At 62.1% G+C, this 13,756-nt stretch carries 10 protein-coding genes and 1 tRNA gene; 3 read left to right on the forward strand and 8 right to left on the reverse strand.

The features are described 5' to 3' along the window. Nucleotides 1–95: 95 nt before the first annotated feature. The 3 genes from O8W32_03435 to O8W32_03445 all read left to right on the forward strand — a co-directional run bounded on the left by O8W32_03435 (nucleotide 96) and on the right by O8W32_03445 (nucleotide 8,543). Complete coding sequence (locus O8W32_03435; GenBank protein ID WII09889.1) at nucleotides 96–4,031, forward strand: hypothetical protein; 3,936 nt, start codon at nucleotides 96–98, stop codon at nucleotides 4,029–4,031. A 79-nt stretch (nucleotides 4,032–4,110) separates the two neighbouring features. Next, the gene (locus O8W32_03440) at nucleotides 4,111–5,124 is read left to right on the forward strand and encodes a 50S ribosome-binding GTPase (protein ID WII09890.1); all 1,014 of its coding nucleotides are present in this window, start codon (nucleotides 4,111–4,113) and stop codon (nucleotides 5,122–5,124) included. After that, a complete protein-coding gene (locus O8W32_03445; protein WII09891.1) occupies nucleotides 5,121–8,543 on the forward strand; it encodes a DNA polymerase II large subunit in 3,423 nt (1,140 codons plus the stop codon). Before O8W32_03440 ends, O8W32_03445 begins: the two co-directional genes overlap by 4 nt. 58 nt (nucleotides 8,544–8,601) lie before the next feature. Here O8W32_03445 and O8W32_03450 read toward each other — a convergent pair whose 3' ends face one another. The 8 genes from O8W32_03450 to O8W32_03485 all read right to left on the reverse strand — a co-directional run bounded on the left by O8W32_03450 (nucleotide 8,602) and on the right by O8W32_03485 (nucleotide 13,643). After that, entirely contained in the window at nucleotides 8,602–9,498 is an 897-nt protein-coding gene (locus O8W32_03450) for a DNA-directed RNA polymerase subunit D (protein ID WII09892.1), read from the reverse strand. A 12-nt stretch (nucleotides 9,499–9,510) separates the two neighbouring features. Continuing rightward, nucleotides 9,511–9,900: a 30S ribosomal protein S11 gene (locus O8W32_03455; protein ID WII09893.1), complete on the reverse strand. Its 390-nt coding sequence runs from the start codon at nucleotides 9,898–9,900 to the stop codon at nucleotides 9,511–9,513. Then, complete coding sequence (locus O8W32_03460; GenBank protein WII09894.1) at nucleotides 9,900–10,544, reverse strand: 30S ribosomal protein S4; 645 nt, start codon at nucleotides 10,542–10,544, stop codon at nucleotides 9,900–9,902. Before O8W32_03460 ends, O8W32_03455 begins: the two co-directional genes overlap by 1 nt. Nucleotides 10,545–10,554: 10 nt before the next feature. Next, nucleotides 10,555–11,139, reverse strand: a complete 585-nt coding sequence (locus tag O8W32_03465) for a 30S ribosomal protein S13 (protein WII09895.1) — start codon at nucleotides 11,137–11,139, stop codon at nucleotides 10,555–10,557. 210 nt (nucleotides 11,140–11,349) lie between these two features. Continuing rightward, a tRNA-Leu gene (locus O8W32_03470) sits at nucleotides 11,350–11,435 on the reverse strand. A 79-nt stretch (nucleotides 11,436–11,514) separates the two neighbouring features. After that, nucleotides 11,515–12,405 carry a type II methionyl aminopeptidase gene (map, locus tag O8W32_03475; GenBank protein ID WII09896.1) on the reverse strand — a complete coding sequence of 297 codons (891 nt, stop codon included), beginning with the start codon at nucleotides 12,403–12,405 and terminating at the stop codon, nucleotides 11,515–11,517. Then, nucleotides 12,398–13,036, reverse strand: a complete 639-nt coding sequence (locus O8W32_03480; GenBank protein ID WII09897.1) for an L-threonylcarbamoyladenylate synthase — start codon at nucleotides 13,034–13,036, stop codon at nucleotides 12,398–12,400. The genes map and O8W32_03480 overlap by 8 nt, the downstream gene beginning before the upstream one ends. Before the next feature lies 1 nt (nucleotide 13,037). After that, nucleotides 13,038–13,643, reverse strand: a complete 606-nt coding sequence (locus O8W32_03485; GenBank protein ID WII09898.1) for an MBL fold metallo-hydrolase — start codon at nucleotides 13,641–13,643, stop codon at nucleotides 13,038–13,040. Between the last annotated feature and the right edge of the window lie 113 nt (nucleotides 13,644–13,756).

Raw genomic sequence — 13,756 nt, forward strand, 5'->3', positions numbered from 1 at the left:
CGGCACGGGGCGCTCCCCTGCCAGAGGGATAATGCGGCAGTTGCCCCTGACTGCAGTGCGCCCGCTTATTATCCCCGGAGGGCGAAACGCCTGCCATGAAAGGGACAGCGATACGGGGGGACCGCAGGGGAGGCATGCCGTTCGCCCTGGCGGCGGTGGCGATCCTCCTGTCGGTCACCGCATACGGAGCGGTGCAGGCGGAGATCGAGGGAGCCAGGGACGGGGCGGAGGACTCCTGGAGGTCGGTGAAGGCGATAGATTCGGCGGCCGACGGCATAACGGCGTTCATAGAGCAGGGGATGGGGGAGAACGTACGGTCGGTGAGCCTCGATCCGGACGCCGGCGGGCTGGACGGCCGCCGCGCCGAGTTCTCCGAACGGATGGAGCGGTGGATGGGGTCCATGTTCCCGGCCGAGGACTCAGGCGTCCTCGTGAAGCTGAAAGGATGGACTGCGGAGCTGAACGTGGAGGACCTGAGGACCCAGGAGGGCCTGTACGCCGCGGACGGCTACACGCCCGCGTACCTCTACGCCGCCGGGACCGCTGACCTGACCTTCGAATCCGACTCCGGGAAAGCGCATCGGACGGTGGAGCTGAGGGCGGACGGAAGCTGCGCCCTGCCCCTCGCCATCGAGCGCGGGACGCTGTTCGAGAGCCTGCTCGAAGGCAACGGATCGATGATGTCCCAGATGATGCAGTACCAGCTGTCCTCCCTCGCTCAGTCGAGGATCATGAGCGGATACGGGGCATACGTGTCCGGAGAGAAGGGGACGGATTCTGTCATCACCGCCGAGGACGTGAAGGAGGCGTACAGCACCGTTCTCCGCGCAGCCGAGAGCATCGTCTTCAGGGACGCGGACGGGGAGATCGTCGGAGGCACGCGCGACATCGGGATGGACCTGGTCAGGAGCAGGGGAGGGCTGACCGTGGACCTCTCCGGCATGTACTCGCAGATAGCCTCTGCATCGATGGACAGGCTGATCGGGAAATGGTTCGACTACTTCCTCGGGTCGGAGATCATCAGCGCCCTCGACGGCGTCGCAGATACCCTGGCCGATGCCTGGGACTCCCTGGTCTCCTTCCTGACGAACAAGAAGACCGACTACTCGGCCGCTCCTTATATCAAAGAGGTCACCGGGAGGTCGGACTTCTCGGTGCGGGGATCGTTCGAGCTCCGCGTCCCGTCCCCGGCCGAGAACATGGGGGAGGTAAGCATCACGGTGCCCTACCCGGAGGCGGACCTGCTGCATTACGGGACCGTGGACCATTTCAAGAAGACCTACCGCGCGGACACAGACGGGCTCATGGAATGGATCACCAGCGTAGCGAACGGCGCGCTGGCACAGATAGCCGAAGCGCAATCGATGGGGACCGCCGCGATACAGGACAGGGGGAGCTTCGCCGATTCGGTGAGGGCGTTCGCGGAGGAGAACGCCTCCAGGTGCGACGCCGACTTCCTGAAGATACTCACCGCCCAGGTCCGCGCCGAAGGATACCCGGACCCGTTCTACACGGCGATATACAGGACCATCGAGGAGAACAGGGCCGACATCTGGACCACGGACCCGGAGGCGATCCTCCGGGACCGCCTGCCGGAGATCCGCGGCCTGCTGGTGTCCGCCTATTCCGAAGCGGGAGCGGACAGTGCCCTGGCGGAGAGCTACGCCGATGCCGGGATCGCCTCGCTCACGACCGCCGCCTGGAACCTGGCACAGTTCAGGGAGTACTCCGACAAGGTCGATGCCGAGGTCGCCGGGCTGTCGGCCCTCTGCGAAGTGGAGAAGAAGAGCAGCGCGATAATCCAGAAGGGCTGCGCCAAGATCCTCAGGCTCCCGCTGATAGCGACTTCGTTCGATACCGAGAAGCGCTTCGCCGAGCTGGCAGAGGAGTTCGCCCAATCCGTCGGCGCCGATCCTTTCGAAGGGCTGCGCGAGTATGGGAAGGAAGGGACGTTCGAGCTCCTGGGAGATGCCTCGAGCTTCGAGAAGCTCACCGTGGAGACGGATTCCCGCCCTTCGGTCTCGATCGCTAGGAACAGCGGGTCCAGCTCCCACTGCACCGACCTCTGCACTTTCGGGGCGGATTTCTGCTCGGTGTTCTCCGTGGAGGTGAATGATACCGTCACCTACAGCGTGACCGGGAGCGGCCCGCTCCAGAGCAGGCTCGGGACGGGCAACTGCGTCTTCAGGGCCTCGGTCCCGGTCAGCCTGAAAGCGGACGTGCCGGTGGTCTCCGGATGGCCCCTGAGCGGTTTCGAATACTCCGCAACCGACACCATAACAGAGGATGCCTGGAAGAAACTGGCAGAGTGGGCGGGAGAGCTGGCCGACCCGCTCATCAGCTACCTGCGCACAGTTGGCGAGCTCGGAGAGAGGCTGGCCGGTGCCGTCATGGAGATCGTGCGGGATTCCGGCATAGTCCGGGAGATCTACGAGCTCATCGGCTCCCGCACTGAGATGCTCGGCGAGGCGGTGGAGAAGATCCTCAACGATTCGGCCGGGAAGGTTCTGGAGTCTCTGACCGGAGAGGTGCAGGAGATCATCGACATCAAGGCCAGCAGCCAGACCGTCGGGATCGGCTACATGGGATGGAAGCTTACCTTCACGGTCTACGCCAAGAACATCGACAAGAGCTCCAAGGACCTGCTGAAGATCGGCGCCGAAGGCACCCTCGGGGGCTCCCCGATGAAGGCCTGGCTCACAGTGTCCCAGAACAGCAGCGGGTACAAGGTGCACGGGGGCTTCGGGTACACCGGCGACGGCTGGGGGATAAGCGGGACCTTCAACCCTTCGATGTACAGATCGGACCGCATCCTGACCGTCGACGGTCATTACGGGGACACAGAGGTGAGCATCTCCTTCCCGGAGGTCCAGGAATACCGGCGGATCGATGTCCGCCTTTCCGACATCCCCGGCATGGGCACCGTGCTCTCCAACCTCCCGTCCCCAGTTCCCGGCACCCTGATATCGGTGGACGCGGGCGCGGAGCTGAAGTACAATGTCCCGATGGAAGAGGGCCTTCTGATAAACGAGGCCGAATCCAACCCTGCGGGGGAGGACAAGGGCTCGGAATGGGTCGAGCTGCTGAATTTCTCCAGGTCGGAGATCAGCCTCGACGGCATGTCGCTGAGGAACTCCCGCGGCGCAACATGGGGGCTGAGCGGCACGATCGGGCCCATGGAGCACAAGGTCGTGACGTTCCCCGTAGCATTCCTGAACAACAGCGGCGAAAAGCTCGAGCTGCTGGCCGCCGACGGGTCCGAGATCGGCCATACGCCGAAGTTCAGCGACAGCGCCAACGACAGCACGACGTACCAGAGGACGGTCGACGGGTGCACCCAGTGGAAACGCGGGGAAGGCAGCCCCGGCGAGAAGAACTCGGGGCTCTTCGATGCCGACGGTTACCTGCTCTCTTCGGCCAAGGACATTGTCAAGGATGCCGCGCTGGAGGCGATCGACGAAGCAGGGCACGTGACGGACATGGACGGCCTCAGCCTGCTCTGCAAGAAGATAACCCAGAAGGTGATGGACAAGGTAGCGGAGGACATATCGGGGATGATCGTCGGCGCCCGCCTGTTCGCGGAGTGCCGCCTGCATGATGCGTCCGGAACGGCATGCACCGGGTTCCAGGCGTACATCGAGGTCGACCGCGGCACCGCCTCCGATGCCCTGAAGCTCCTGATGGGGCGCGCCGCCGAGCTGTTGCTGCACATCGACGACCCGTACAAGGTCAGCATCGCCGATGTGGCGCTCGGGGACGTGTACATCGGCGCGGAGGCGTTCGCCGGGATCGGGGTGCCGAAGTTCATCGACATGAGCGGGTCCCCCGAGACCAGCGCATCCATCGACGTCAACGTCAACGCGGAGGCCGTCTCGAACCTGCTGGGACATGACAGCGGAGCGAAGTGGAAGGTCAACGCCGGCATCGTGGTCCGCGACTGCCCGGCGTCCGCCGTCTCGTTCGGCAGCAAGTACGACAGCAGCATGAAGCACGACCTCTGGCTCATGCGCATGACCGTCTCCGGGAAGTGAACATCGGAGGGTGTTCCGGGCGCCGAACGCAGGCGTCCCGGCACATCCTTATTTATGCGCGATTACAATGGACTTCCATATGGCCGGAATGAACACGCAGATACCGACGGTCCTGACCGCCGAGGAGCTCATGGACAAGGCATTCCGCAGGGCCAGCAGGATCAGTAAGAAAGGCAGCGACTCCTTGGACACCAAGAAGAAGACCGCCCTTGCCAGGATCACGGCCTCGGGCGACATAGTCGAGACGACTCTCGTCGGCTACATCCAGAAGTTCCCCAGGATGGAGAAGGAGGACGACTTCTTCCCGCAGCTCGTGGACCTGGTGATAGGGATAGACCGCTACAAGAAGGCCCTGGGAGCCCTCAACTGGTGCGCCGGGAGGACGGAGCTGCTGAAGAAGCAGTCCCTCCGCGAGGTGCGCAGGACGAAGGACCCGGAGATAATCGAGTCCATCAGGAAAGGCTTCTACGGCAGGCTGGGGTCCTATGTCGACCAGATATCCAAGGACCTGCTCTTCCTGCAGGATGCCAAGAACAAGTTCAGGGACCTCCCGTCGATCGACCCCAAGATCCCGACCGCCGTCGTGGCCGGGTTCCCGAACGTCGGCAAGAGCAGCCTGGTGACCTGCATCAGCACCGCGGCGCCCGAGGTCGCCCCCTACCCGTTCACCACGAAAGGGATCACCATCGGGCACATCAAGGACGACTGGAGGATGTTCCAGATAGTGGACACCCCCGGGCTCCTCGACAGGAGCTTCGAGGACAGGAACGACATCGAGAAACAGGCGGTGCTGGCACTTAGGTACCTGACCGACATCATGATCTTCGTCCTGGATCCCTCGGAGACCTGCGGGTACCCGATGGAGAAGCAGGAGGACCTGCTGAGGACCGTCCGCGAGAACTTCGACGGCGTCCCCATAATCGTCGTCGAGAGCAAATGCGACGTCCTCAGGACTGACCATGACGCCATCCGCATCTCCGCCGCCACCGGCGAGGGGATGGAGGAGTTCAGGCAGATGCTCATCGGGAAGCTGAGGGAGATCCTGCGCAGCAGGCCCCTCGAAGAGCCGGAGGCTCCAGAGGCATCCGAATGAGCGAGGTCGCCGTCAGCGACGAGATGAGGGCTTATTTCAAAAGCCTCCAGGAGCAATCCGACGCGATCTTCGACCTGGCCGAGAAGGCCAGGAAAGAGGGCAAGGACCCGGTGGAGAAGGTCGAGATACCCAGGGCGGAGGACCTGGCCTCGCGTGTGGAGGAGCTGCTATCCGACTATCACGTGGAAGGCGTCGCGGACCTTATCCGCCAGAAGACCCAGGAATACGGGAACAGGGAGATCGTCGCCATCAAGGTGGCGGAGGAATACGCCAAACGCCCGGGCGAGAGCCTCGACAAGACCCTCGACAGGGCCGTGAGGCTCGGCCTCGCCATCATCACCGAGGGCATATTGGTCGCTCCCCTGGAGGGGATCGCGACCACCAAGATCGGCCATAACGCCGACGGGTCCACCTTCGCCGACCTGGTCTTCGCCGGACCTATCAGGGCGTCCGGAGGTACCGGGCAGGCCATGTCCGTGCTCATCTGCGACGTCGTGAGGCAGGCGCTCGGCATCGGGAAGTACATCCCCACCGAGGGAGAGATAGCCAGGTTCGATGAGGAGATCCCGCTGTACAAACAGTGCCAGCATCTCCAGTTCACCCCCACTTCGGAGGAGATCAGGACCATCGTCAGCGAATGCCCTGTCATGGTCGACGGCGAAGGGACCGAACGCGTGGAGATTTCCGGTTTCAGGGACCTGCCGCGCATATCCACTAACCGCGTCAGGGGAGGCGCCTGCCTGGTTATCGCCGAAGGCATGTGCCTGAAGGCATCCAAGCTGAAGAAGCACGTCGACAAGCTCGGGATCAAAGGCTGGGACTTCATCGGAAAGTACCTCGACATGCACAAGGCGGTCGACACCGACACCAAATCCAAGAAGAAGGTCGTCGAGCCCGCCTACAAGTATCTCAAAGATATGGTCGCGGGAAGGCCCATCTTCGGCCATCCCTGCCGTTTCGGAGGCTTCAGGCTGCGTTACGGCCGCGCCCGCACGTCCGGTCTCGCCGCCCTCGCCTACAACCCGGCGAGCATGTACGCCATGGACGAGTTCATGGCGATAGGGACGCAGCTCAAGATTGAGCGCCCCGGGAAAGCCTGCGTCGTCACCCCCGTCCGTTCGATCGAGGGCCCCACGGTCCTCCTGAACAACGGCGACCTGGTATACTGCGGCACCAAGGAAGAGTACATTAGCATCAGGAACAAGGTGGCGGAGGTCGTCGACAACGGCGAGATCCTCGTGCCGTTCGGGGAGTTCTGCGAGAACAACCACGTCCTCGTGCCCTGCGGGTATCCTACGGAGTGGCACAGGGAGGAGATAAAAGCGGCGAACGGAGGCGTCCTGCCGGACGATTGGGAGGACCCGACGTACGAGCGCTCGAAGGAGATGAGCAGGCAGTTCAAAGTGGCCCTCCACCCGAAGTTCAACCTCTTCTGGTCGGACATAGAGCTGCCCAGGCTGAAGGCCCTGAGGGGATATCTCGCCGAGAAGGCGAAGTTCCGTGACGGCCGCATATTCGTACCTACCGACCGCCAGCCTGTCCCCCAGCGTAAGGACGACGACCCGACGATGAAGAGGGTCCTGGAGGACCTCGGCGCCCTCCACCGGATGCAGGGGAACATCATCGCCATCGAGCAGAAGTACTGCCTGCCGATGATCGACTGCCTCGGCCTGAAGGTCGAGGGCGACAGGCTGGTGGAGAACGGCGATTTCGACGGGGAGGACTCGCTCGATGCCGTTTCCAAGGCGGCCGGCTACAAGGTGATGGCCCGCGCGATGACCCGCATCGGCACCCGTATGGGAAGGCCGGAGAAGGCCAAGGAGAGGACCGGGTCTCCGCTGTGCCAGTGCCTGTTCGCCCTCGGCGAAGAGGACAGCCCTAACCCTCAGAAGGACACCCTGTCGGTAATCAAATCGCTCCAGCAGGAGAACCACCTGGCTGCCGCCAGGAAGGTCATCAATGTGGCAATGGGGGCCCGCAGATGCCCCGTCTGCAACCGGGAGACGTTCCGCTGCTGGTGCAGGGACTGCGGAGTGCATACCTTCCCGTTCGAGAAGGCGAAGAAAGAGGGCGCCAAGAACTCCACCGTCGCCGTGAACGTGGAGGCCGAGTACAAGGCGGCCATGGACGCGGTCGGCGAGAGCGACTCCAAGCAGACCCTCAAATGCACCGATAAACTCACGTCCCGCACCAAGACCCCGGAACTGATGGAGAAGGGGATACTCAGGCGCAGGCACAATGTGTCGATCTTCAGGGACGGAACCATACGTTACGACATGACCGATATCCCCATCACCCACTTCAGGCCGAGGGAGATCGGGCTCACCATCGAGAAGGCGCATGAGCTCGGATACACTCACGACTGGAACGGCGCGCCGCTCACCGACCCGGAGCAGATCGTGGAGCTGAAGTGCCAGGACATCATCCCCGCGAGGGAATGCGGAGATTACATGGTCCGCGTTTCCCAGTTCGTCGATGACGAGCTCGAGCTGATCTACCATCTGCCGAGGTACTACAAGTGCGATAACCGGTCCGATCTGATCGGGAAGGTCGTCTTCGGGCTGGCCCCGCACACGTCCGGCTGCATCCTGTGCAGGATCATAGGGTACAGCAACATCCGCGGATGCTACGGCCACCCCTTTTATCATGCGTCCAAGAGGAGGAACTGCGACGGCGATGAGGACTGCATAATCCTGGCCCTCGATGCCCTGCTGAACTTCTCCAGGGTGTTCCTGCCGGACCGCAGGGGAGGGCTGATGGACTGCCCGCTCGTCCTGACCACCAGGCTGGACCCGAACGAGATCGACAAGGAAGCGCACAACGTCGACTGCAGGAGGTTCTACCCCCGCGAGTTCTACTATGCCGCCATGGACATGAAGGACCCGAAGGAGATGGAGAAGCAGATGGATCTGGTGGGAGGGAGGATCGGCACCCCGGCGCAGTACGAGGGGCTGGGATTCACCCACGACACCCCGGACATCTCCGAGGGGCCCAAGGAGTCCGCATACACCACCTTAGGCTCCATGAGGGACAAGATGTACGCTCAGCTGAACCTCGGCATCAAATGCCGCGCGGTAGACGCCAAGGATGTGGCGCTCAAGGTCATCAACAAGCACTTCATGCCCGACATGATCGGAAACCTGAGGAGCTTCGCCACCCAGACCGTCCGCTGCACCAAATGCGGTACGAAATACCGCCGTGTGCCCCTGGCAGGCGTCTGCACCAAATGCGGCCACGAGCTGAACCTCACCGTGCACGAAGCGTCCGTCCGCAAGTACCTCGAGGTCTCCAAGGACGTCTGCGAGAAGTACGATCTCGATAACTACACCAAGGAAAGGATCGGCATCATCGAGGCCAGCATGGACTCACTGTTCAACAACGACAAGATCAGGAAGACCAAACTGACGGACTTCTTCTGAGGGCCGATCCTGATGAATTGAAAAAAAACCGGCCCGCAGGGGCCGGAAATGTTTTTGATCAGTAGCCGCGGGGCTTGACAGGGTGCTCTTCGGCGCCCACGAGGGCGTCGGCCTGCGAAGCGATGGCAAGGGCCTCGGCGCTGAGGATCTCGACGGCCTTGTCGAGGACCTGCCTGGCGGTGAGGGAGCCGTCGGTCTCGAACTTGAACAGGAAGCTGTCGTCCTTCCAAGTGATCTTGACGACCGGCTTGTCATCGTGCATGAGGGCGGAAGCGGTGCTGCCGAAGGAGATGGCCTTCCATTTGTCGGCGACCTCGAGCCTGCCGTCCCTGACCTCGAACAGGCCGGGGCAGGTCTCGGCGAGCTTCAGGGTGTCGGAGTCGGACGCCCAGTTGGGGTCGATCTCGATCTCCGGCTCGTAGGAGTAGCCGACACCGAAGGCGGCCTGCCATTTCACGTGCTGCTTGGCCGTGCCCATGACCGCAGTGGCGTAGATCAGGACCGCCTGGTCGGCGGTGAGCTCCACGATGGGGATGAACTCGTCCTTCACCTTGAGCGAGCTGTCGCCCAGGGGGAGGAGGTCTCCCGACATGACGGTCGCGGGCCCGTGCTTGTTCAGACTGTACATGATGGTGCAGTGCGGGCAGCCTTCGCCGCCGCACTCGCACTTGTCGCGGAACGTGAACTGGGAGTAGTCGGTGGGCACGGGGATCATCCCGAGCCTGTGGGCGATGACCTCGTCGAAGAGGGAGGTCACGCTCTCGTACTCCTTGGCGTTCTCGTCGAGGTCGTTCTCGTCCTGGATGGGTCCCAGGTGGAACTCCACCTTGTCGATGGCCATCTTGGGGATGTCCTGCAGCATGGTGCGCCGGAGGGCGTTGGCCATCGCCGGCGAGGAGTCCTTCAGGATGAACTTCGCCTTCCTGTCCTCCATCTCGACGATCTCGATCTTCATGACAGGTCCTCCTCAGACCCTGCGTCCCCTGCGTCCGCCCTTGGGCTTGGTACCGTCGTGGGGTATCGGGGTGACATCCTCGATGCGCCCGATGGTGAGGCCGGCACGTGCGAGAGCACGGACAGCGGCCTGGGAACCGGAACCGGGAGAGGTCCCCTTGTTGCCTCCGGGGGCCCTGACGCGGACATGGATGCCGGTGATGCCCTTCTCGGCGGCGACCTCGGCGATCCTCTCGGCGGCCTTCTGCGCCGCGTAAGGCGAGGACTCGTCCTTGGCCTGCTTGACGATCATTCCGCCGGTGACCTTGGCCAGGGTCTCGGCCCCGGTGATGTCGGTCAGGGTGATCATGATGTTGTTGTAGCTCGAGTAGATGTTGGCGATTCCCCATTTCATCTGTGCCATCAGTTGTCAGCCTCCGTGATTCCTGCCTCTGCCGCGTCGGCCCTGGCGGCCGCCGCGTTCTCTGCATCTGCCTGGGCCCTGGCGGCGTCCCTGGCCTCGGATCCGGCGCCGGCGTTGGCGGCCGCGACCCTCATCGGGTGGTTCTCGTCGGTGAACGGCGAGGCGGGGTTGTAGGAAACAGTCCCCTCCTCTTCCCTGAGGACAAGGTATCCGGGAACGGTGACCTTGTGCCCGTCGACGAAGATGTGCCCGTGGTTGATGAGCTGCCTGGCCTGCTTGGGGGTCGCTGCGAGCCCCTTCTGGTAGACGATGGTCTGCAGGCGCCTGCTGAGGATGTCCTCGTCCTTCAGGACGAGGATGGCGTTGAGGTCCCCTCCGGTGACGGGGAGGACGCCGAGGCGTGCGCATTTCGCGATGAGCGCGTCGGTCTCGATCTGAGCCTGCTTGTCGCCGGTCCTGAGACGGGCCTGGAGCTCCCTGGACTGCTTCCTGAAGTTCCTGAGCATGGTCTCGGCTTTCCAGACCTCGGTCTTGTTCTTCAGACCGAAGGCCCTGACGATCTCGTTCTCCTGCTTGATCCTCTCTCCCTGCCAAGGGTGGGAGGGGGTGTCGTAGGTCTTCCTCGAGAATTTAGGATCTCCCATTCAAAACACCTCACTGAGTCTTGGGTGCAGCGCTTGCGGCTTTTGCATCCGATTTCTTCTGAACTCCGACTGCGAGGCCCTTCCTTCCGTTGGACCTGGTCCTCTGACCCCTGACCTTGTGGTGGGTGTCGTGCCTGACTCCGCGGTAGTTGCGGATCATCTTCATCCTGTTGATGTCGTCGTCCTGCATGATCCCGAGGTCCTGGCCGATAAGATGCATGTCGGCGCCGGTCTCGTAGTCCATCTGGCGGTTGACGGCCCAGGAAGGAGCGTACTGAACGTAATCGATGACGAGCTTCTCAAGGTCCTTGATCTGCTCATCGGAAAGGGATCCGATCTTGGCGGATCCGTCGAGCCCGGATTTCTTGACGATGATCTGGGCGACCCTCTTTCCGACTCCTTTGATGCTCTGGAGCCCGATGACGACGTGCTTCTGACCGTCGATATCGGAGTTCGCCATACGGACGATGTAGTTGAAATCCTCGCCCTCGGTCTTCGCGGGGCCTTTCTGCTGCTTGCCGGCCGCGGCCTTCTTCTTGTCCGCGACGGTCTTGGGCTCCGCAGCCTTCTGATTGCTAGCTTTGGGTGCTGCCATATTCTGTTCCTCCGTAAATGTTCCCGGCGCCTTCAGGCGCAGGGAATGCTCAAGCGCGGGGCCCGCACCGGGACGCGCTCTCGGTTTTCGTCCTGGCATGCAGAACGGGTCCCGAGTTTACGTTGGATGCTCGATTCCATTATAGTATAAAAACATGGGCGCAGAGACAGCGCACGCGGCCGTCAGAGCCTGCCGAGCTGAAAGTATTGATGGTGCCGATGGCCGGATTCGAACCGGCGAACCGCTAGGGAGCAGATCTTGAGTCTGACGCCTTTGGCCAACTCGGCTACATCGGCTTGCTGTTCCCCAGAAGCGTCCGGGGATATTTAGGTTCCTAGTGCCGGACGGCCCAGAGGGCCGCCGGCCGAGGATCCCTTACGGGGAAGTGGTGATCTCCCCGCGCTTCCCGTCGATGTAGAAGGTGTACTCGAACTGGGAGACCATGCCCCCGTCGACCTCCTTCAGGATGTTGAAGCCGGAGAGGACCCCCTTGCGCAGCAGGAACCTGACCCACTTCTCAGCGTCCGGGTAGTCGCAGGACCTGGCGCAGAACGGGGAGCTCGGGAACTCCTTCTTGGCGTACTCGAGGAAATCGTCGGCGCCCTCGTTCCCGGTCTTCTTGTCGTTGGACAGTATGACGATGTTCCCCCATTTCCCGTTGACGACGTACCCTCCGCCGTTGGTGGCGAAGGGCTCGATGGCCACCGTCATGCCGGATTTGATCACAGTCTGGTCGCCGGAATCGTAAGGCGGCACGGAGAATCCCGCGTGGAGGTTCCAGCGGTCGATCTGGTGCCCGCAGAGGTTCTCGACGACCTTGAAGCCGGAGCCTTTCACGCTGTTCTCGATCACAGAGCCGACATCGCAGAGCCTGACGCCGTCGCCGATGAACTCGCCGACGGTATCCCTCGCCTTCTTGGCGGCGGCCACGAGCTCGGTGTAATCGCGGGTGCCGACCTCGACGGTCCCCGCGGTGTCCCCGATGTAACCGTCGAGCATGCCGCCGCAGTCGATCTTGACGACGTCACCGGTCTCGAGGACGGTCTCGTCCTTGCAGGACGGGGTGTAATGGGCGGCCTCGTCGTTCCTGCTGATGTTGCAGGGGAACGAGAGCCCGCACCCGTGCTTGCGGATGTACCCCTCGACTTCCTGCGCGATATCATACAGCTTCGCTCCCGGCTCGCAGAGGCTCATGCCGAGCTCTCTGGCGGCGCCGGATACCACTCCGACCTTGCGGAGCTTCTCCAATCCGTCCGCGTCAAGCATTCAGAACATCTCTTATCATTTTGTCAGTGATCGGTCCGGGGCGGACGATCTCGTACTCCCTGTCCTTGAGCCATACGATGGTCGACGGCCTGTCGGAGGTGCTGGGCCCGGCATCGATGTAAGTGGACACCGTATCGCCGAAGGCGACGCGCGCCATCGAGATGTCGGTGGCATCGGGATGGAAATGCCTGTTGGCCGAGGTGGCGACGATGGGGCCGGCGCGCTTGGCGAGCTCGATGGCCATCGGGTGGTCGGGGATGCGGATCCCCACCTTGTCCGAGGATGCCGTGACGATGTCAGGGACCTCGGGCCTCTTCTTTATGATGATGGTCAGGGGCCCCGGGAGGAACGCCTTGATGAGCTTGTCGGCGTTCTCGTTGAGGACAGCGATGGATTCCATCATCTTCCTGTCGGCGACGGCCACGGAAAGGGCCATGTCGAACGGGCGGTTCTTGGCAAGGTAGAGGTTCTTCACAGCGGCCTCGTTGAATATGTCCGCTCCGATCCCGTAGACGGTATCGGTAGGGTAAACGACGAGTTTTCCCTCGGAGATATCCTCTGCACCTGACATGGCGGCCTGGATGCAGTCATCGTTGAGCCCGTTGGAGCAATCGCACTTTATGATCCTCAATTCACCAGCCTTCCATCATCGTCAAAGCGGTCCTCACTGACATATTTCCGTCCGCTGAGACCGTTCCGTGTCCAGGATAGAGGTATGAGATATCAAAATTGCGCAGCTTCTCGAGCGACGCTATCATGTCCTCTGCAGACCCTCCCGGGAAGTCCGTGCGGCCGACACCGCCGTCGAACACAGTATCCCCGGAGAACAGCGAATGCGAGATCTCATCGTAGAGGCAGATGCTCCCGGGAGTGTGCCCGGGCGTCTCGATGACGCGGAGCCTGTATCCTCCGAGATCGAAAACATCCGTCTCCCCGATCGGCCCGCAGACCATCGGACGGACGCCCGAACCGGCGATGGCACGGGCCTCGCGCCAATCGGCGTATGCCATACAGCCGAACTCGTCCTGTATGTCCGGAGCTCCGCCGATGTGATCGGCATGGCAGTGCGTGAGGATCATGAGATCCAGTTTCCTGTCCCCCAGTATGCTGCGGATCTGGGATATCACGCCTGAAGAATCGTCGCCGCACCCGGCATCGATCAGGCAGGTCCTGTCCGATACGAGCAGGTAGATATTGGAATTGAAGCCCCTGTGCGCTTCTATCAGATGTATCGTCATCCGAATGAGGATAGAACGGCGGAGATGATAAACGAATCCGTCAGGAACAAAAAAAAACAGAAAAGAATTGGAAAGAAAAAATGGAAGAGAGACTTTCATACGAAACCTGTTTG

This window comes from Methanomassiliicoccales archaeon LGM-DZ1, from assembly GCA_030168595.1.
Classification (GTDB): Archaea; Thermoplasmatota; Thermoplasmata; order Methanomassiliicoccales; family Methanomethylophilaceae; genus Methanomethylophilus.